This is a genomic window from Brevundimonas sp. DC300-4 (assembly GCF_049897365.1).
In the GTDB taxonomy this organism is placed as follows: Bacteria; Pseudomonadota; Alphaproteobacteria; order Caulobacterales; family Caulobacteraceae; genus Brevundimonas.
In genome coordinates this window covers 549,778-569,455 of record NZ_JAFCWC010000001.1, presented here as the reverse complement: position 1 = coordinate 569,455, position 19,678 = coordinate 549,778, and the positions used below count along the sequence as shown (strand labels likewise).

The 19,678-nt window shown below is 67.6% G+C and carries 16 protein-coding genes, 1 tRNA gene and 2 pseudogenes; 7 read left to right on the top strand and 12 right to left on the bottom strand.

Annotation, left to right across the window (positions count from 1 at the left end):
• Positions 1–7 precede the first annotated feature (7 nt).
• The 4 genes and pseudogenes from ACP7AZ_RS02910 to ACP7AZ_RS02895 all read right to left on the bottom strand — a co-directional run.
• A complete protein-coding gene (locus ACP7AZ_RS02910) occupies positions 8–2,011 on the bottom strand; it encodes an efflux RND transporter permease subunit (RefSeq protein WP_426036080.1) in 2,004 nt (667 codons plus the stop codon).
• A 15-nt stretch (positions 2,012–2,026) separates the two neighbouring features.
• A complete protein-coding gene (locus ACP7AZ_RS02905; protein WP_426035871.1) occupies positions 2,027–3,007 on the bottom strand; it encodes a hypothetical protein in 981 nt (326 codons plus the stop codon).
• The gene (locus ACP7AZ_RS02900; RefSeq protein ID WP_426035869.1) at positions 3,004–4,398 is read right to left on the bottom strand and encodes a TolC family protein; all 1,395 of its coding nucleotides are present in this window, start codon (positions 4,396–4,398) and stop codon (positions 3,004–3,006) included. Before ACP7AZ_RS02900 ends, ACP7AZ_RS02905 begins: the two co-directional genes overlap by 4 nt.
• A 550-nt stretch (positions 4,399–4,948) precedes the next feature.
• A pseudogene (locus tag ACP7AZ_RS02895) lies at positions 4,949–5,194 on the bottom strand (PA0069 family radical SAM protein); the annotation flags it as partial.
• A 132-nt stretch (positions 5,195–5,326) separates the two neighbouring features.
• Here ACP7AZ_RS02895 and ACP7AZ_RS02890 point away from each other — a divergent pair.
• The 3 genes and pseudogenes from ACP7AZ_RS02890 to ACP7AZ_RS02880 all read left to right on the top strand — a co-directional run.
• Positions 5,327–5,896 carry a LemA family protein gene (locus ACP7AZ_RS02890; RefSeq protein ID WP_426035867.1) on the top strand — a complete coding sequence of 190 codons (570 nt, stop codon included), beginning with the start codon at positions 5,327–5,329 and terminating at the stop codon, positions 5,894–5,896.
• 6 nt (positions 5,897–5,902) lie between these two features.
• The gene (locus ACP7AZ_RS02885; protein ID WP_426035865.1) at positions 5,903–6,943 is read left to right on the top strand and encodes a M48 family metallopeptidase; all 1,041 of its coding nucleotides are present in this window, start codon (positions 5,903–5,905) and stop codon (positions 6,941–6,943) included.
• Positions 6,862–7,137: pseudogene (locus ACP7AZ_RS02880) on the top strand (DUF6958 family protein); the annotation flags it as partial. The gene ACP7AZ_RS02885 and the pseudogene ACP7AZ_RS02880, both read left to right, overlap by 82 nt.
• 21 nt (positions 7,138–7,158) lie before the next feature.
• Here the strand turns inward: ACP7AZ_RS02880 and ACP7AZ_RS02875 are convergent.
• The 3 genes from ACP7AZ_RS02875 to ACP7AZ_RS02865 form a co-directional block, all read right to left on the bottom strand.
• Complete coding sequence (locus ACP7AZ_RS02875; RefSeq protein WP_426035863.1) at positions 7,159–7,893, bottom strand: arginyltransferase; 735 nt, start codon at positions 7,891–7,893, stop codon at positions 7,159–7,161.
• Positions 7,894–8,013: 120 nt separating this feature from the next.
• A complete protein-coding gene (locus ACP7AZ_RS02870) occupies positions 8,014–8,916 on the bottom strand; it encodes a flagellar motor protein MotB (protein ID WP_426035861.1) in 903 nt (300 codons plus the stop codon).
• 68 nt (positions 8,917–8,984) lie between these two features.
• Positions 8,985–9,554 carry a manganese efflux pump MntP family protein gene (locus tag ACP7AZ_RS02865; RefSeq protein ID WP_426035859.1) on the bottom strand — a complete coding sequence of 190 codons (570 nt, stop codon included), beginning with the start codon at positions 9,552–9,554 and terminating at the stop codon, positions 8,985–8,987.
• A 133-nt stretch (positions 9,555–9,687) separates the two neighbouring features.
• On the opposite strand from ACP7AZ_RS02865, the gene ACP7AZ_RS02860 reads away from it, so the two are divergent.
• A tRNA-Leu gene (locus ACP7AZ_RS02860) sits at positions 9,688–9,772 on the top strand.
• A gap of 318 nt (positions 9,773–10,090) precedes the next feature.
• Here ACP7AZ_RS02860 and ACP7AZ_RS02855 read toward each other — a convergent pair.
• Positions 10,091–11,749 carry an amino acid permease gene (locus ACP7AZ_RS02855; protein ID WP_426035857.1) on the bottom strand — a complete coding sequence of 553 codons (1,659 nt, stop codon included), beginning with the start codon at positions 11,747–11,749 and terminating at the stop codon, positions 10,091–10,093.
• A 200-nt stretch (positions 11,750–11,949) separates the two neighbouring features.
• On the opposite strand from ACP7AZ_RS02855, the gene hrpB reads away from it, so the two are divergent.
• Both hrpB and ACP7AZ_RS02845 read left to right on the top strand, forming a co-directional pair.
• Positions 11,950–14,382 carry an ATP-dependent helicase HrpB gene (gene hrpB, locus ACP7AZ_RS02850; protein ID WP_426035855.1) on the top strand — a complete coding sequence of 811 codons (2,433 nt, stop codon included), beginning with the start codon at positions 11,950–11,952 and terminating at the stop codon, positions 14,380–14,382.
• 60 nt (positions 14,383–14,442) lie between these two features.
• On the top strand, positions 14,443–15,729 hold the full coding sequence (locus ACP7AZ_RS02845) for an MFS transporter (protein WP_426035853.1): 1,287 nt from the start codon (positions 14,443–14,445) through the stop codon (positions 15,727–15,729).
• Here ACP7AZ_RS02845 and ACP7AZ_RS02840 read toward each other — a convergent pair.
• The 4 genes from ACP7AZ_RS02840 to ACP7AZ_RS02825 are packed head-to-tail and all read right to left on the bottom strand — an operon-like array spanning position 15,726 to position 18,849.
• Positions 15,726–16,520: a TrmH family RNA methyltransferase gene (locus ACP7AZ_RS02840; protein WP_426035851.1), complete on the bottom strand. Its 795-nt coding sequence runs from the start codon at positions 16,518–16,520 to the stop codon at positions 15,726–15,728. The genes ACP7AZ_RS02845 and ACP7AZ_RS02840 overlap by 4 nt on opposite strands.
• Positions 16,517–17,416 carry a class I SAM-dependent methyltransferase gene (locus ACP7AZ_RS02835; RefSeq protein ID WP_426036078.1) on the bottom strand — a complete coding sequence of 300 codons (900 nt, stop codon included), beginning with the start codon at positions 17,414–17,416 and terminating at the stop codon, positions 16,517–16,519. The genes ACP7AZ_RS02840 and ACP7AZ_RS02835 overlap by 4 nt, the downstream gene beginning before the upstream one ends.
• Positions 17,417–17,434: 18 nt before the next feature.
• A complete protein-coding gene (locus ACP7AZ_RS02830) occupies positions 17,435–18,103 on the bottom strand; it encodes a glycosyltransferase family 2 protein (RefSeq protein ID WP_426035849.1) in 669 nt (222 codons plus the stop codon).
• Complete coding sequence (locus ACP7AZ_RS02825; protein WP_426035847.1) at positions 18,019–18,849, bottom strand: hypothetical protein; 831 nt, start codon at positions 18,847–18,849, stop codon at positions 18,019–18,021. The genes ACP7AZ_RS02830 and ACP7AZ_RS02825 overlap by 85 nt, the downstream gene beginning before the upstream one ends.
• 121 nt (positions 18,850–18,970) lie before the next feature.
• On the opposite strand from ACP7AZ_RS02825, the gene ACP7AZ_RS02820 reads away from it, so the two are divergent.
• Positions 18,971–19,615, top strand: coding sequence for a TetR/AcrR family transcriptional regulator (locus tag ACP7AZ_RS02820; RefSeq protein ID WP_426035845.1), 645 nt, complete (start codon positions 18,971–18,973; stop codon positions 19,613–19,615).
• Positions 19,616–19,678: the final 63 nt, after the last annotated feature.

Genomic DNA, 19,678 nt, shown 5'->3' with positions numbered 1-19,678 from the left:
CCATCATTTAAAGCGGGACCGGGGCAATCTGCCAATGGTGTTTCCGAAGCGGACCTTCGGCCACGCCGGAGAACTGGAGCGACACACCGGGCGGCAGGGTCACGTCGGCGGCGATGCGGGCCTTGGCATCGCGCACGAAGCCCGAGACATCGGCGCGCGTCGGGTGAACCGTTACGACCTGGCGACGCTGGCCTGCCTCGTGATTGATCGACGTTCTGGCATCCACCGTTCGCAAGGTTGCGATCTGCGACAGGGGAACGGCCGTCGTCATCGAGCGAACCAGCACACCGCCGAGGCTCTCAGGGTCGCGGAGCAGTTCGGGCGGCAGGGTGATCTTGAGGACATAATGGCCCTCCCGAAACGATGGCAGAAGCTCCGAGCCGAATGCCAGGAAGGCCAATAGCGACATCACACCGACGCCGAGGGTTCCCAGGGCAACGGCACGGGGGCGCGCGCAGATGGGGTTCAGAAGACGCGCATGGGCGTCCTTCAGACGGGTGATGTAGCGCGGCTCTTCATGCAGCCTGACACGACGCAGAAAGAGCAGCGACAGCGCCGGCGTCACGGTCACGGCGACGGCCAGCGATGCGAGCGTGGCCAGCAGGAAGGCGAACGCGAGCGGTCCGAAAAAGGAGCCTTGCAGACCGGTCAGGAACAGGATCGGCGCGATGGTCAGCGCCAGAACGGAGGTCGCATAGACGACGGGCGCCCGGACCTCGACCGACGCGGCTTCGATAACTGACTGTCGATCCATTTCCGGTCCTGCATCGCGCAGACGCCGCACGATGTTCTCCACCCCCACGATGGCATCGTCGATCACCACGCCCAACGCGACCGCCAATCCGCCCAGGGTCATGGTGTTGATCGTCTGACCCATGCGGTCCAGCACGATCAGGGCGGCCAGCAGCGACAGGGGGATCGAAACGAAGGCGATGAAGGCGACCCGCAGATCGCGCAGGAAGGCCATCAGGATCAGACCGATCAGCGCCGCGCCGATCAGCAGATCCGTGCGAATGCCGCCAAGCGCGGCGTCGATGAAGTTGGCGGGACGGTGCAGGGCTGGGTAGAGGGTGACGCCCTGCGCTTCCAACCCGGGGCGGAGGTCGGCAATGGTCGCTTCGACAGCGCGTGTGGCCTGTAAGGTGTTGGCGCCATACTGGCTCGCAAGCGACACCAGAACGCCAGGCCGACCCATCACACTGGCGTCGCCAAAGCGTGGCGATGGTGCTTCCACGACGTCGGCGACGTCTCCTATGCGAACCGGCAGCCCTGTCGCCGCCGGGAGGACCGCTCCCGACAGGCTTTGCGGTGTCACCGCGCCGCTGGTGGGTTCGATTAGGATTCGTTGGGTCGCCGTTTCGGAAAACCCACCCCCTCGGACGGCCGCCGCTGCCTGAACCGCGCTCTGAACATCGGACAAGGGAATGTCGCGAGCGGCGAGATCGTCGGGGCGCACCAGCACCTCGATCCTGCGGAGCTCGCCACCGAAGACCGTCGCCCGGGCGACCCCGGCGGTCGCAAGGAGGCGAGGACGCACCGTCCACTGCACCAGATCCCGCAGGGCCATCGGGCTCAGGGTGTCACTGACGAACCCGATCTTCAGCAGATCCATGGTCGAGGAGGTCAAGGGGCTGAGCTTGGGGGCCGACACCCCGGCAGGCAGTCGGCCGGCGGCCTCGCTCAGAGCTTCGGCGAGAACCTGCCGGGCTCGAAAGGGGTCGCTTCCCTCCGCAAAGATCACGGTGATGACGGATAGTCCCTGGATCGATTCCGAACGGACCGTGGCGACCCCGTTGGAGCCGTTGATCGTCGTCTCCAGTGGGCGGGTAACCAGGGCTTCGACCTGCTCCGGTGTCAGACCCGGGGCCTCGGCCTGCACCGTGGCCTGGGGCGGCACGAACTCGGGGAAGACATCGTATCGCGCAGAGCCGACGGTCACGACGCCGAACGCCAGCAACAGCAATGCACCGAGGACGATCATTCCCGGGTGACGCAAGGCAAGTCGGACGATCAGCGACAGAATCGCTCAGTCTTCCTCAGCCGGGGCGTCGCCACCGCGCTCGATGGCCAAAAGCAAGCCCGCCCCCCCCACGACGATGCGGTCCTGCGGCCCGAACCCGCTTTGGACAAACCAGCCGTCCTCGACCGGGCGGGCATCGACGAGTTCGCGACGGACGAAGGTATCGGGCGCCGATTGGACGTAGGCCCACAGGCCGCCCCGCCAGCGGATAAGCGAGTCCCTTGTCAGGATGGCGCCGGCCTCGGCGGCATTGGTTTCGACAGACGCTGTCAGAACACGTCCCGCCGTGGCGCTGGCCGCCAGCGGCCCTCGCACGATCGCCAGGACACCCGCGCTTTGCAGCCGTGCATCCGACACAGCGGCAGGACCGAGCACGGTGACCAGGGTGCTGATATCGCCGTCGATGACGCGGACCCGACCGGCCACCGCGCCGCCTGGACGGTCGATCCGCACCAGCGACGCTCGACCGGCCGCGATGTCGGCCACTAGGGCGCGTCTCTGTCCAGGCCCCAGACGGGCGAGTCCCGGTCCGAACTCCAGGCCGAGCCTGCGAGACGCAAGATCGACCCGAGCCTGATCGGTCGCTGCCTGCGCGCGCGCCGCCTCGACGGACCGGGTCGATGCGCTCTGGTCTTCGGCGGCCAAGCCAGCCAATCGGTTGGCTTCGGAGCGGGATGCGCCCGCAGCGGCGCTGGCCGCCGCGATCTCGGAATCGATGGCGGCAAGCGGCGCTACATCCAGGGCCCGAGCATAGGCGGGTTGCAGAACAGGCGCTGTGCCTGAGCGAGGAATGGCGATGGTCACGCCCGCCCTGCGCTGCTGATCGGGTTCCAGGTGCACGGTTCCATCGACGGCACGTTCGGTCTCGGCCGGAGCGTCGCCAGGCACCGACTTAAACTCGGTGCGCGGTAGCACAAAACCCACCAGAACGGTCGAGGCCACCACTGCCCCGAGAGCAGTCCAGCCGATGGCGGCGAGACGGGTCATTGGCGGCTCCGGACGTCAGCGGCGTTGATCAGGATTTCAGGACCCTCGAGCGGCCGGCGAACCGCGTCTTCGAGGGCGGCATCCGCCGCATGGACGCGCGCCAGGGCATCGAGTTCGACCAGACGGGTCTGGGCGGCGCCAGCCTGGGCCGCTGCCCAATCCACGCGGTCAATGGCGCCCGCGCTCAACTCACGATCGGCCTGTCTGGCCAACCGATCCGCAGTCGGCCGTTCGACCGACCGGATCTGATCAAGGGCCGTGCGCGCGGCGGAGGTTTCCGCCCCGGCTGACTCGATCGCCGCTTCGGCTGATGCCAGGATCGCCTCGAGCGTCTGGCCAGCTTCAGCCCGCCGGGCTTCCGCCAGGGCGATGGCGCTTCGGTTCAGGTCCAGGGGCGGCAAGGCGAGGCCGAGCGAAACTGGAAACTTCACCAGACCGCGCTCCCAGGTGTAACCGGGTGACAGCGTCAGGGCCGGGTATTGTCTGGCGACCTCAAGGCGCAACTCCACCTCGGCCTGATCGTAGGCGGCCATGGCTTTCAGCACGTCCGCACGGGCCAGGATGGCCAGCGACCGTATTTCGGGGTCGAGGGTCGCGCCCAAGTCCGAAACAGGCTCGTCGAAGCCCTTCCACTCCGGCGTAATCCCCACCAGGGCCTCGGGAGGCAGACCGATCGCGGCGGCAAGGCGCAATCGAGCGTCTTTCGCCTGAGCGAGGGCGTCGATCAGGCCGCGCGATGCGTCGGCTCCGTCCGCGCGAACCCGGTCCAGCTCGGTCCGGCTCGCTTCGCCCGCCGCGACTCGCCGGTCCACCGCCGCCATCTGGCGCGCCCTCAGATCGGCGACGACCTGAAAATCAGCGGCGCGTCTCTCGGCAATCAAACGATCGGCGAGCGCCCGACGAAGCGCCATGCGCGCAGTCCAGATCACCTCGGCCTCGTCATAGCGGGCGATCTCGACGGCAAAGTCGGCCACTCCGGATCGCGCGGCACGCCGAACCCCACGATCGATCGGCAGGTCCAGCGCCGCGCCTAGCAACCACGGGGACTGGGCCGCTGCGTCACGGGCATATTCGGCGCTGAGCGTAAGCGTTGCTGGCGACCCCACCCGCGCCGCCCGCGCTCCTGCCTCGGCGCTGACAACGCCCGAACGCGCGGCCTCAATGTCGGGATTGTAGATGAGGGCAGCCGCCAGCAGCGTCAGCCGATCCCATGGTCCGTCTGCAGGGTTGGCGCCCGGTGCGATTGCTATCGCCGCCGCAGCGACGCGCTCAGGATCAAGGGTGGTCTCCCGGCGAACGGCAAGGATCGCGGGCACGTCCAAGGCGACCGGTGCATAGGTGGTGCAGCCCGCCAACATGCCCATGGCGACGACAGGAAAAATTCCGAGCAAGCGTCTTAAGGATCGAGCGGACGGCAACATCGTCGCTCTTCATGCCCAAAGCTGCACCATGCAGCACATTGTCGATTCCCAATGACTGCCGATGGTGCTGGCGTCGTTCGGGCTGGTGATATGCAAGATCGGCGCTTCAGTGTCATCAGGCTGAAACGCTCGCCGAGCGTGGGAAGTTTGCGATGATCGACAAATCTGGCGTGATTTGACGGCCTCATAAGTATGCGGCGATTCCCGGCGCGCGAGGCGCGGCCACAGGACCGCCCACAACACAGGCGGGAGAGCGACTTGTTCTGCGGCACGCCTGTCCTGGCCACCTCCCTGAGAGCAGACATTCCCGATTGCGCCTTTGTGTCAGATCCGGTCGTTGAGCTTTCCGACGGAAATGTCTCGACTGGGTCGATTTGCGAAGTTGGCATAGTGCCGGAAAGCGGACACTCCCGCGACGACCTGACACAAGGCGTCGCCTTCGTCAGCCAACGGGTAGGCGTTCGTGATAGCCTAGGTCGGCATCGGCCGGGCCTGCATCAAACCCGTGTGTAACAGGTCAGTAGATGCAGCCATGTTCGCAGCCTTTGTAGGGGTTGATCGAGCGGTCGAAACCGACGTCGGGACTGGTATTGGTGGTGATGATCTTGCGGGCGTGTTCAGGCGTCAGGGTCGTTCGGAGCGGGGCCGGCGTGTCGTCCTCCGCCGTCCAGCCATCGTCGAAATCCTCGTGCACGACGGGTTCGAACCGGCCGGTGGCGTTGGTGCGGGCGCCGCGTCCTTTCCTCGGCAAGGGAGCAGTAGACATGGGGGAGGCTAGGTTCCAGAACGGAACAAAGCAAGAACAAATTCGTCGTGAGCTCGCGATCCACTAACGCCGATTTCACTATCCGGGGCTCGCCCTTCGCGCGATAATCCCAGCCATCGCAGAGGAGCTGTCATGATCACACTCATCGTCATCGGCGTTATCGTCGTTATCCTGATCTTCGTGGTGATGGGGGCCTACAACCGCCTGGTCGCGCTGGATCAGAAGGCCGACCAGTCGTTCGCCGACATCGACGTGCAGCTGAAGCAGCGGAACGACCTGATCCCCAACCTGGTCGAGACGGTGAAGGGCTACGCCTCGCACGAGCAGGAGACGCTGAACGCCGTGACCCAGGCGCGCGCCGCCGCCGCGGGAGCCACCACCGTCGACGACAAGGTGACAGCCGACAACATGTTGACCGGCGCCCTGGGCAAGCTGTTCGCCGTGGCCGAGGCCTATCCGGACCTGAAGGCCAACACCAACTTCCTGGAGCTGCAGCGCGAGCTCAGCGACATCGAGAACAAGCTGGCCGCCGCGCGCCGGTTCTTCAACAACGCCGTGGCCGAGTTCAACGCGGTGCGGGCCCAGTTCCCGACCGTGCTGTTCGCCGGGATGTTCGGCTTCGGGACCGAGAAGCCCTTCTTCGCCGTGGACGCCGCGGATCGCGCCGCGATGACCGCCGCTCCGCCGTCGGTGAAGTTCTAGGTCCACATGGCCGCTGTCGGTCTCCAGACCCACATCTGGGCGAACAACACCCGGTCGACCCTGCTGCTGATCGGGTTCCCAGTCATGCTGAGCCTGGTCCTGTTCGGGCTGGAGCTGGTGCTGATGGGATACGGCGTCCTGCCCAACTCGGGCGGGACGCTGGGCGACGACATCAACTACGCCGTGGGGATGCTGGCGGGGACCATTCCGCTGGCGGTCGTCGTGGCCCTGATCTGGTTCGCCATCGCCTGGTTCGGCAATCAGGCAATGATCGACGTGATGACCGGGGCGCGGAAGGTCGAGCGACAGGACGCGCCGGAGCTCTATAACCTGCTGGAGAACCTGGCGATTTCCCGCGGTCTGAGGACGCCGGCACTGCGGATCATCGAGTCGGAGAGCCTGAACGCCTTCGCCTCGGGCATCCGCGAGGGCCACTACAGCGTCACGGTAACCCGGGGGCTGATCGACGCCCTGGATCGCGACGAGATGGAGGCCGTGCTGGCGCACGAGATGACCCACGTCATCAACAAGGACGTGCGGACCATGGTGGTCGCCTCGATCTTCGCCGGGATCATCAGCGTGATCTGCCAGCTGGTGTTCCGGGGGCTGTTCTATGTGCGAGGCGGCAAGGACAACAAGAACGCACTGCCTTTGATCCTGATCGGGTTCGCCATCGCGGCCATCGGATATGTGTTCGCCATCGTCATCCGGCTGATGCTGTCGCGGACGCGGGAGTATGTGGCGGACGCCGGCGCGGTGGAGCTGACCAAGAACCCGGATTCCATGATCTCCGCGTTGCGGAAGGTGTCGGGGCGATCCAAGCTGGAGGCGCCCGATGACGTGCAGGGCATGTTCCTGGACAACGAGCGCGCGGGCTTCACCGACGCCCTGTTCGCCACCCACCCGTCGATCGACAGGCGGATCGCGGCGCTGGTGAAGTTCGGCGGCGGGCGTGATCCGGAACCGTGGGACGGCTTCGACGGACCGATGAGGGGCAACAGGACAGCGGTTCCGCAGACCAGATCGACCGCCGTTCCCTACAGCTGAGAGGTTCCTCCGTGGCCAAGCGCAAGATCGAGGTTGAGAACGCCGTCAGCCCTGGCCACGTCCAGTCGGTCGACGCGGACAAGTACGAGGCGACTCGCGACGCCTATCTGTCGGTGCTGATCCGCGAGGCGCCGGGGATGACGCCGGCCGAGATCAAGTCGGCGCTGACGCCGAAACTGCCTCAGGACCTGTTCCCCGGTGCGGCTGCGGAAAGCCTAGTCGATGCGAGTCCAGCCGAGCGGCTTGAGCACTTCCATCGGCCTGAACTGGGCCTTGTAGTCCATCTTGGGCGAGCCCTCGACCCAGTAGCCGAGGTAGACGAAGGGCAGGCGCACCGCCTGGGCCTGACGCACGTGGTCGAGGATGGCGAAGACGCCCAGCGACCGCTTGACCATCTCCGGATCGAAGAAGCTGTAGACCATGGACAGGCCGTCGGAGAGGAGGTCGGCCAGGGTCACGGCGACCAGATCGCCCGGACCCTCGTCGGTCGAGGGCAGGCGGTATTCGATCAGATGGGTGCGGACCGCCGTGTCCTCGACCATGGAGATATAGTCGGGCCAGGTCATGTCGGTCATGCCGCCGCCCGGGTGGCGATGGGCGAGGTAGCGTTTCAGCAGGGCGAACTGCTCCTGGGTCGCCTCGGCCTCGACGAGATCGCGCGACAGGTCGTCGTTGCGTGCGAGGACCTTGCGCTGGCCGCGCGAGAACTGAAACTCCGGCGCCGGAAGCCGCACGGAGATACAGGCGTCGCAGCCTTCGCAGGCCGGGCGGTAGGCGATGTTCTGGCTGCGCCGGAAGCCGGCGTGGGTCAGCTCGTCGTTGACGTGTGCGCCGTCCGAGAAGGGCAGGTTGGCGAACACCTTCCGCTCGGTCATGCCCGGCAGATAGGGGCAGGGCGCGACCGCCGTCATGAAGAAGCGAAGCTGACGTGTCGGAACATGCTGCGTCACGGCGTCAGGTCCGCATCCGCTGTCGTCCGGCGTAGGGCAGGGCCGTGTTCATCGGACGATTTGCCGCCAATCGCTGCTGCGCCGCAAGCCGGTTCGCGCCGTAACCGAACGGCGCGGCCCTCACAGGCTGGTGTCCGTGGGCAGGACCGGCGCTTCGCGCAGCAGGACGATGGCGATCCGGCGGTTGCCGGCGAGGGACGGATCGTCCGGATACAGAGGATCAGAACCCGCCTTGCCCGCGACCGAATAGACCCGGTCGGCGTCGATCCCGGCGCCCTGGAGGATCTGGCGAGAGGCATCGGCGCGGCCGGCCGACAGGGGCCAGTCGCTGGCGGTCGAGGCGCGGCCTGAGCCGGCGACCGCCGAGGTGTGGCCCGAGATGGAGATCCGGTTCGGCAACCGGTTCACGACCCCGGCGATGGCCCGCAGCAGGACCTGGGCGCGGGCGTTCGGACGGGTCGAGTTCTGTTCGAACATCGAGCGGCCTTCCTGATCGACCAGCTGGATGCGCAGGCCTTCGGGCGTCTGGTCAATGATCAGCTGTTTCGAGAGCTCGGCCAGTTCGGGCATGCGCTGCATGGCCTGGCGCAGGGATTCGGCGGCGGAGGCGAACTCGGCGGCTTCGCGGGCGGCGATCTCCTGACGCAGTTCCTCTTCGGATGCGGCGCCGAGGTTGGCGCTGGACCCCGCCTCCTCGGGCGCGTTCAGGGGCGCTTCGGGGGCCTGTTGTTCAAGAACCGATTGGGAGCCCGAGCTCTTGGAGCCGTCCTCGCCCAGAGAGGTGCCGCCCAGGATGCCGCCGGATCCGGATGTGGTCTGGGAGACGCTGGCGGGCGCGAAATATTCGGCGATGCCCTTCTTCTGTTCCGGATCGGTCGTGTTGATCAGCCACATCAACAGGAAGAAGGCCATCATCGCGGTCACGAAGTCGGCGTAGGCGACCTTCCAAGCGCCGCCATGGTGGCCGCCGCCGACCACCTTCTTGATCTTCTTGATGATGATCGGACGATCGCTGGCGTTCATCGACTCGGGCTCACGGGAACTGAACCGACCGTCGATGATCAAGGTTAATGCGACGTTTCGTAGTCGCCTCAGGCGGCGAGAAACCCGAGATGCTCGAGCAGGATCGTCGTCCCCAGGGCAATGAGGGCGACGCCGCCGATCATTTCCGCGATCTTGCCGAAGCGGGCGCCGACGGCCCGGCCGATCAACATGCCCGCCGTGGTCAGGGCGAAGGTCGTCAGGCCGACACTGAGGGCGATGACCCAGATATTCACGCCGAGGAAGGCCAGGCCCACGCCGACCGCCGCTGCATCGATGCTGGTGGCCACGGCGGTGGCGATCAGGGCCCATGGGCCGGACCGCGTCGGGGCTGCATCGGGTTCGGAGGGTCGGGAGGCCTCCCAGATCATCTTGCCGCCGACGGCGGCCAGCAGGACGAAGGCGATCCAGTGATCGACGCTCTCGACGAAGCCTGCGGCGAGCAGGCCGAGGCTCCAGCCGATCAGGGGCGTGATGGCCTCGATCACGCCAAAGACGGCGCCCGCTTTGACCGCCGACCACCACGACGGCCGATGTGCGGCGCCGCGCCCCACGGCGGCGGCGAAGGCGTCCGTGGACATGCTGAGAGACAGGACAGCGATCGCTCCGGGCGTCATCATCGATCTCGCCGGGCAGTCACGGCGCCCGGCCGGATCGGGCGGGGCCGTCCTAGGGGACGGCGGATCAGTTAGCCCAGACTGAACTGACATGACGGTTGTCGCAGGCGCCGTCAGGTCCTAAACCCGCCGCCACGCGGATGTGGCGAAACTGGTAGACGCACCAGATTTAGGTTCTGGCATCGCAAGATGTGGAGGTTCGAGTCCTCTCATCCGCACCATCTTTTTTAGGGCGCTATCGCTCGCCGCGCTGCGGCTCACTGCTTGAGCGCATTTTGGGCGCTATCGCTTGGCTCGCGGAGCCTCGCTGTTTGGGCGCGGATTCCCCAATCCCCCGTGCGCCCCGGCGAAGGCCGGGGGCCAGATCGCAGCCGTCGGCGGCACGGATCAGCCGCCTCAAACCGTTCAAAGCACCAGTCTTGCCGGCCGTCGCCGGGGTGCACGGTTGGGGTTTAGCCGGCTGCGTTCAGTGTGCAGCCCAAAAAACAAAAGGCCCGGGATTGCTCCCGGGCCTTCCGTTTGTCTGGACTAGAGAGACCTCAGTCCTTCTGGTTGTCGACGCCGGAGCCCATCGCCTCGGCCGGGGAGGACATGGTGGTCTCCTCGGTGATGTCGATGCCCTTGGCCAGTTTGGAGTTCCAGAAGCCGTAGACGGCGTAGATGACCGCACCGACGGCGGCGTAGCCGCCCAGCAGCATGAGCGGGAGGGGGTTGTCCTCCGCCGCGTGCTGGAACATCGGGATCAGGTTCTGGCTGGCCAGGAACAGGCAGGCCAGGATGCCCAGGACGGCAGTGAAGATGCCGCCCGGGACTCTGAACGGACGCGGCATTTCCGGGTGCTTGATGCGCAGGAAGATCACGCTCAGGCACACGATCGAGAAGGCCGTGGCCGTACCCAGCGAGACCAGGTCGCCCAGGATCGAGATGGGCAGGAAGGCCGCCGCGATGGCGATCAGCACGCCCAGCAGGATGGTGCCGATCCAGGGGGTGCGGAACTTCGGATGGATCACGGCGAAGGCGCGCGGCAGCAGACCGTCGCGGGCCATGGTGTAGAAGATCCGCGTCTGGCCGTAGCACAGCACCAGCATGACCGAGCTGAGGCCGGTGATGGCGCCGATCTTGATCATGAAGCTGATGACGTTCAGCGGCTGACCACTCGCCAGGATGATCGGCGTGTTGGCCCATTCCAGGCTCATGCGGTCGATGGCGACAGCCACGGGCGCGGGGCTGGCCAGCTCCATATACGGAACCACGCCGGTCATGACCGCGGCGACGGCCATATAGATCAGGGTACAGACGAACAGGGCGCCCAGGATGCCGAAAGGCACGTCCTTGGACGGGTTCTTGGCCTCGGCGGCGGCGGTCGAGACGGCCTCGAAGCCGACGTAGGCGAAGAAGATGATCGCGGCGCCCCTGAAGATGCCGCCGACGCCGTACTGGCCGGCGACTCCTGTCGGTTCAGGGATGAAGGGCACCCAGTTGTCGGGGTTCACATAGCCGATGCCCACCGCAATGAACGTCAGCAGGACGATGATCTTGATGACCACGATGACGTTGTTGATGTTGGCGGATTCCGAAACGCCCAGCACCAGCAGGCCGCATACGGCGGCGATGCCGATGGCGGCGACCAGGTTGAACGTGCCGGTCATCGGGAAGGACGTGGCACCTGCTTCCTGGACCAGTTGAACCAGAGGCGTCGCCCATTGAGGGCCCTCGCCGCCGGCGTAGGCGATGGTCGGGAAGATCTGCTGGCTGATGCCGAAGTCGGTCAGGATCGAGACAACGTAGCCGGACCAGCCGACCGCCACGGTCGAGGCCGCGACGCCGTATTCCAGAACCAGCAGCCAACCCATGATCCAGGCGAAGACCTCGCCCAGGGTGCCGTAGGCATAGGTATAGGCGGAGCCGGAGACCGGCATGGTCGAGGCCAGTTCGGCGTAGCAGAGGCCGGCCAGGCCGCAGGCGATGCCGGCGACGACGAAGGACAGCATGATGGCCGGACCGGCGTTGGCCGCAGCCACCTGACCGGTCAGAACGAAGATGCCGGCGCCGATGATGGCGCCGATGCCCAGACTCATCAGATTCCACTTACCGAGCGTGCGCTTCAGCTCGCTCTTGGCCGCTTCCTTCTGGATCTGCGCTACGGATTTTCTGAGGAACAGTCGGTTCCCCTTGGGCCTAAGGCCATCTGCGGACATACGTCGCGCCCCCTCGATACGAAAACACGGCGGCCCCTCCCCGGGGCCGCCTTCCAGCGCGGGACGCTAGCGACGGATCAACGCAGGCGCAACGCGGTTTCCGATCCATGAAGGCGCTGCAACGGTTTCGTGACCCGACGCGTGGCCGTCCGAACGCACATTCCTTGGTGGGCCGCCGATGTCGGGCTAGTGCACCCCGGATGATCCTGCCCATCCACGCCGTGCTCGATGACCTGAAGGCCGCGGTCGCCGCTAATCCGGCGGTCGTCCTTGCCGCCCCTCCGGGCGCCGGCAAGACCACGGTCGTGCCGCTGGCGCTGCTGGGTGCCGACTGGCTGGGCGGGCGCAAGATCCTGCTGCTGGAGCCGCGTCGGCTGGCGGCGCGGGCGGCGGCGGAGCGGATGGCGCAGACCCTGGGCGAGAAGGCCGGCGACACGGTCGGCTATCGCACCCGGCTGCAGAGCCGGATCGGGCCGAAGACGCGGATCGAGGTGATCACCGAGGGTGTCTTCACCCGCATGATTCTGGAGGATCCGGGTCTGGAGGGCGCAGGCGCCGTCCTGTTCGACGAGTTCCACGAGCGCAGCCTCGACGCCGACCTGGGACTGGCGCTTGCGCGGGACAGCCAGTCGGTGCTGCGCGACGACCTGAAGCTGGTGGTCATGTCCGCGACGCTGGATATCGTCGGGGTGTCCAAGCTGCTGAACGGGGCGCCGGTGATCGAGGCGCAGGGGCGGGCGTTTCCGGTGGAAACGCTTTACCTGGGTCGCAATCCGGTCGAGCGGATCGAGGACGCCGTGGCGCGCGCCTGTCTGACGGCGTTGGACGACCAGTCCGGGTCGATCCTCGTCTTCCTGCCCGGCCAGGGGGAGATCCATCGGACGGCGCAGAGGATCGGCGAACGGCTGCGCGATTCGAACGTTGATGTGGTCGCCCTGTACGGCGCCCTGGACAAGGAGACCCAGGATCGGGCCATCGAGCCGTCGCCGACCGGGCGGAGGAAGATCGTGCTGGCGACCTCGGTGGCGGAGACCAGTCTGACGATTCAGGGGGTGCGGGTCGTCGTCGATTGCGGCCTGTCGCGCGTGCCCCGATTCGAACCCTCCAGCGGGCTGACGCGGCTGGCGACCGTGCGGGTCAGCCGGTCATCGGCGGAGCAGCGCCGGGGTCGGGCGGGGCGGACGGAACCGGGTGTCTGTTACCGACTGTGGGACGAGGAGGCGACGCGCGGCCTGGTCCCGCATCAGCGACCGGAAATTCTGGAGGCCGACCTGACCGGGCTGGCTCTGGATCTGGCGCGTTGGGGCGCGCGGACGACCGAGGGGCTGGCGCTGCTCGATGCACCGCCGGCGGGGGCGCTGGCGGAGGCGCGGGCGGTGTTGACGCGGTTGAAGGCGCTGGACGGGCAGGGCGGGTTGACGGAGCACGGGCGGCGGCTGACCCGGATGCCGCTGACGCCGAGGCTGGCGCATCTGGTGGCGGCGGCGGCCGACGCCGGCGCGGCGATGCTGGGCGCGCGCATCGCCGCGGTCCTGAGCGAGCCGGGGCTGGGCGGAAACGACATTGACCTGAGAGACCGGTTGCGCGGGTTTGAACGCGACCGGTCGGCACGGGCGCAGGATGCGAGGAAGCTGGTCGAGCGATGGGCGAGGGCGGCGGGCGGCGGTTCCGGCGGCGGGGGAGAGGTCGAGGTCGGCGAACTGCTGGCGGAGGCCTTCCCCGAACGGGTCGCCAGGGCAAGGGGCAGGCCTGGCGAGGTGCTGCTGGCGTCGGGGCGCGGCGCGTTTCTCGATCCGACGGACGGGCTGGCGCGGGAGGCGTGGCTGGCGGTGGCCGACCTCGGCGGCGGAGATGCGAAGGATCGCATCCGGCTGGCGGCGCCGCTGGACCCGGCCGGGCTGGAGCCACGGCTGACGACCGAGGACCGGCTGGTGCGCGAGCCTTCCGGGCGGATGGTCGTGCGGCGCATCCGCCGGGTGGGCGCGATCGTGTTCGACGAGAAGATCACCGGGGCGCCGGATCGGGCAGCGATCACGAAGGCGCTTCATGACGAGGTCGGGACGGACGGGTTGAGAGGCCTGAAGTGGGGCGAGCGGTCGAGCGCGGTTCGGGCGCGGCTGGCTTTTCTGCATGGGCTGGACGCGGACTGGCCGGACATGTCGGACGCGGCCCTGATGGAGCGGCGCGCGGACTGGCTGTGGCCGTTGCTGGAAACCGTTCAGGACCTGTCTCAGATCCGGGATGAGGCCCTGGCGCAGGGGCTCGAATCCCTGAGTCCGTGGGATCGGCGGCGGCTGATGGACGAGCTGGCGCCCGCACGGCTGACGACGCCGCTCGGGTCGGCGGGTATCGACTATGGGGCCGAGGGCGGGCCGCGCGTGGATATCCGGGTGCAGGAGCTGTTCGGGGTGACGACCCATCCGGCCGTGGGCGGAGGGCGTGTTCCGCTGACGCTGGCCCTGCTGTCGCCGGCGCGGCGTCCGATCCAGCTGACCAGGGACTTGCCCGGCTTCTGGCGTGGCTCATGGAAAGACGTGCGCTCCGAGATGCGCGGTCGCTATCCGAGGCATCCCTGGCCCGAGAATCCGGCCGAGGCGCCGCCGACCAACAGGGTGAAGCCGCGCGGGACCTGACCGGCTTGACCAGCCGAGGGTGTCAGACGCAACGATGGTCGACGACCTGGGGGACTACCGTTGACCGAACCTGCACTACTGATTGCACCCAGCCCGGCCTCGACGCGCCGCGTCCTGTTCGCCAGCCTGATCGGCACGACGATCGAGTTTTTCGACTTCTATATCTACGCCACGGCGGCGGTGCTGGTGTTTCCAGCCCTGTTCTTCCCCGGCAGCGATCCGCTGACGGCGCAACTGCAGTCGTTCGCCACCTTCGCGCTGGCCTTCTTCGCACGGCCGGTGGGCGCCGTCGTGTTCGGCCATTTCGGCGACCGGATCGGACGCAAGGCGACCTTGGTCGCGGCCCTGATGACGATGGGCTTGTCCACCATCGCCATCGGTCTGTTGCCGACCTATGCGCAGGTCGGGGTGATCGCGCCCCTGCTTCTGGCGGTGTGCCGGTTCGGACAGGGGCTGGGGCTGGGCGGCGAGTGGGGCGGGGCTGTGCTGCTGGCGACCGAGAACGCGCCGCCGGGACGCAAGGCCTGGTTCGGCATGTTCCCGCAGCTGGGCGCGCCGATCGGCTTCATCCTGTCGACCGGGGCCTTCATCCTGCTGACCTCGCTGATGAGCGAAGAGGCGTTTCTGTCGTGGGGATGGCGCACGCCCTTCCTGGCCAGTTCGGTGCTGGTGTTCGTCGGCCTGTGGGTGCGGCTGAGAATCACCGAGACGCCGGAATTCAGCCGGGTCATCGAGCGGGCCGAGCGGGTGAAGACGCCGGTGCTGACGCTGCTGGCGCGATACAAGGGGGCGCTGATCCTGGGGACTCTCGGGGCGACGACGACCTTCCTGCTGTTCTATCTGATGACGGTCTTCGCCCTGAGCTGGGCGACGACGACCATGGGATTCACCCGCGCCGACATCCTGCCGATCCAGCTCGTCGGGGTGATTTTCTTCGGGGCCTTCATCCCGATCTCGGCCCTGGCCGCGGACCGGTTCGGACAGATCAAGGTGCTGATCGCGGCCTCGGTCGCGATCGGCCTGTTCGGTTTCCTGATCGCGCCGTTGTTCACCGGCGGCCTCACCGGACTGCTGATCTTCTTCTCACTGGGTTTCGCGCTGATGGGCGCCACCTACGGTCCGCTCAGCGCCGCCATGGCGCGGCCGTTCCGGGCGGCGGTCCGCTACACCGGGGCGTCGATGGCCTTCAATCTGGCGGGGATCGCGGGAGCGTCGCTGGCGCCCTATGCGGCGACGTCGCTGGCCAAGACCTACGGCGTCCCGGCGGTGGGGCTCTATCTGGCGGCGACGGCGGCGATCACGGTGCTGGCCCTGATCGGCATGTCGCGGCTGAAGGACGAGGTCTAGTCAGTCACCGCATAGACCATGACGCCCGTGGCGATGGCCAGGTTCAGGCTGTCGGCGCGGCCGCGCATCGGGATCTTGACATTGACGTCGCAGGCGGCGGCCAGGGCGTCGGTCAGACCGGCCTGTTCATTGCCCATCAGGATCAGGCTGGGTCTCGCGTAGGCGGCCTCGCGGTAGCCGACCGTGGCGTCCAGACGGGTGCCGACGACGCTGCCGGGCCAGGCGCCGCGCCAGGCCAGGAAGGCATCCGGCGTGCAGCGTGTGATGGCGACGGCGAAGACCGAGCCCATGGTCGCGCGGACGGCCTCGACCGAGAAGGGATCGACGCAGTCGCCGATCAGGATGACTCCGCCACACCCCGCCGCGTCCGCGGTTCGGATGATGGTGCCGAGGTTGCCGGGATCGCGTACCTGTTCCAGGGCGACCCAGCACGGGGCGGTCTCGGGCCTCAGCGCCGACAGGGGCGTGTAGGCCTGTTCGAAGACGCCTAGCACTGTCTGGGGGTTTTCGCGACGGCTGATCTTCTCGAGGATCGGATGGGTGACGACGACAATCTCGCCCCCGACCTTCAGGGTCTCGGCGCGGGCGCGCTCCAGCAGGGGGTGGGGCCGCGCCTCCATGCCGACGAGCAGGGTCCTGGGGGCACGACCTTGTTCCAGGGCCTCGCCGATGAACTTCAGACCCTCGGCCAGGAACAGGCCTGTGGCGTCGCGTTCCTTGCGCATGTGAAGGGCGCGGACGGCCTTGACCGTGTCGTTGGTCAGGGAGGTGATCAGGCGGTCTTCGCTCACGACGCCGACCATCGGGCGAAGAAGCTGAGGCCGATGGCGCGGGCGTCGGGACCCTCTTCGGACAGCGCCAGTTCGCCCCAGTCGATCCGGCCGCCGCGATCAGCCGTGGCCTCCTTCATCTGGTGGGCCAGCGACAGGCCCGAGATTCGGGCGGCGTAGGCGTTCAACACCAGGAAGTCGGCGTCGTCGGCCAGCAGGGCGGCACAGTCGGCGAGCAGGCCCGGCATGTCCTCGAACAGGCGCCAGACCTCGCCCGTGGGGCCGCGCCCGTATTTCGGAGGGTCGAGGATGATGCCCTGGTATTTCGCTCCCCGGCGAACCTCACGCGCGACGTATTTGCGGGCGTCATCGACGATCCAGCGGATCGGCCTGTCGGACAGGCCGGACAGTTCGGCGTTCTCCCGCGCCCAGGCCACGGACTTTTTGGAAGCGTCAACATGGGTCACCTCGGCGCCGGCTGCAGCGGCTGCCAGGGAAGCGACGCCAGTGTAGCCGAAGAGGTTGAGAACTTTCGGGCGCTGCAGGTTGCGGATCCGCGCCTCCAGCCATTCCCAGTTGGCCGCTTGCTCGGGGAAAATCGCCAAGTGTCGGAAGGGGGTGAAACGGCCCACAAAGCGGACGTCGCGCCAGCTCAGCGGAAAGGCGTCGATCGTGCCCTGTTCGTCGAAGCGCCAGCGGCCGGCGTCCTCTTCCTCCTGCTGGGGATCGAAGACGGCGTTGGCGCGCGTGAAGGCGGCCGGGTCGCGCGGCTTCCAGAAGCACTGAGGCTCGGGGCGGACCACGGTGTGGCGGCCGTAGCGTTCCAGCTTCCTGCCGTCGCCGCTGTCCAGCAGGGCGTAGTCCGACCATCCGCGCGTGACGAGGGTTTCGGGCAAAGAGGACAGGACGGGCGGCATCGGCATGGCCTTATTCCGTCATGCGGCCTCGCGTCCAGCTTCGACCTCGGCCTGGGCGGCGATCGCCAGGGCCGGATCGCGCCGATGGCGGGTCTTGTCCCAGGCGAAAGGCTCGGCCGCCAGACGCCATGCCGCGTGCCCGAAGGCGAGCGTCAGCAACGACCAGTAGGCGGGAGCCACCATCATGTCGGCCACGGTATAGGACACCCCCGCCCGTCGTGCGCCGACCTTTCCGTTCAGCCAGGCGGCGACAAGGCCGAGGACAAGAACCGCGAGGGCGAACCGGGGAGTCTCCGGGGGCAGGCCTGCCGCCGTCGCAAGGGCCATCGTGGCGATGACCCAGGCCACGGAGGGTGCATGGGCGGCAGCGGCCGCGAGCGACAGTCCCAAGGTCGTCATCAGGGCGAGGACGCCGCGCCAGCCCAGTCCTGCCGGCGATCGGGTGTGCACGCCCCAGGTCTGCATGAATCCCTTCAGCCAGCGCGTCCTCTGGGGCAGCCAGTCGACCATGTCGCCGGGCGGCGTCTCGTAGGTCGGTTGTCGGAGCGTGCCGAGCCGATAGCCGCACCGCCACAGCCGAAAGCCCAGATCGGCGTCCTCGGTCACGTTGTGGGCGTCCCATCCGCCGACGGCGCGCAGGGCCTGGACGCTGAAATGATTGCTGGTCCCACCGAGCGGGAACGGCAAACCGAGCCGCGCCAAGGCGGGCAGGGTGACCTCGAACAGGCGGCGTACTCGACCGCAAACTGGCGCTCCAGGAAGCCGCCTCCGGAGCCGGCCTGCGCGCGGATCCGCAGGGGCGCCTGAAGGGTGGCGAGCCGGCCGGTCGGATCGGCGGCGAAGCGGGCGGCGGCCTCGCGCAGCTGACGCGGGTCGGGATCGTCCTCCGCGTCATAGACGGTGAGGAGCGCGCCGGACGCGACCGCGAGCCCGGCGTTCAGGGCGGCCGGCTTGGTGCGCGGGCTGCCAGGCGGAACGACGAGCACATTCAGCCAGGCCGGCAGTGCGCACTGAGCGGCGGCGGCAAGGGTCGCGTGGTCGTGGGCCTCCAGAAGCAGGAATCCTTCCAGCAGCTTGCGGGGATAGTCGATCGCGTCGAGGCGCTCGACCAACTGGGGCAGGATTTCCGCCTCGTCGAGCAGGGCGGCGAGGATGGTGTAGCGAGGCAGATCGGCGGCCGGTTCGGGATCGGGAGCGAGGCGGAGACTCATCAGAATCAGGACGACGCGCCAGGCAGCGGCGGCAAGGAAGACGACCTGGGCCAGCAGAATGAGGAAGGCGCCGGTGACCGGGCCGTTCGTCGCCATTCCCCATATGAGGGCACCGAGGCTGATCACGAAGATGATCGACTGGCCGAGGCCGAACGACCGCATGTCCGCGCGGTGGGGATACCCGCGGATCGCGCCTTGCGTGCTGCCCCGAATGCCCGCCATGGTTATTATGCTAGCTTAAGGTTGTGTCTCCGGCAAGCCGTTGGCGCGCCTGCGGCAATGGCGCTATGCAAGGTCGAGGCGGGCCCTGTTGGTGCGCCGGTTCTCCTTCAAGGAGTTCAGCGTGTCGGCTGAAACCGTAATACCCTCAACCGCTTCGTCCCGCTCGACCCGCAAGCCGAAGGGCGAGGGTCACGCGCGCCGCGCCGAGATTCTGGCCGCTGCGGAACGCATCTTTGTCGACGTCGGATACGAGGGCGCGACCATCCGCCGGATCGCTGACGAGGTCGGCCTGTCATCGACGGCGCTCTACATGCACTTCTCCGAGAAGAGCGAGATCCTGCACGAGATCTGCCGCCTGGCCTTCGCCCGGCTGCAGGCGGCGAACGCGACGGTCATCGCCGAGGGAGGGCCGCCCGAGGTCGTCTTGCGCAAGCTGATGGAGGCCTATGTCGACTTCGGATTCGAGAACCCCAACGCCTATCGCCTGACCTATCTGACCCGCCCGATCGAGGCGCGGGACGGGGCCCAGAGCGCGGCCCAGATGCTGGGCGGCGAACTGTTCCGGGCGTTTGAGGCGATCGTGGAAGAGGCGGGTGCGGCCGGTCGACTGCGGGGCGATGCGCGCGCCTCGGCCCAGGCGTTGTGGGCGGGGTCGCACGGGGTCATCTCGCTGATGATCACGAAGCCCTATTTCGAGTGGGTCGATCGGAGCCTGCTGACCCGGACCATGCTCGACGCCCTGTTCGCCGGACTGCTCAAGCCCTGATCCTGCTCCAGAGATCAGCGAGAGCCTGACTCATGCTTTCGACAGAAGCGCGAAGCGCTTCCG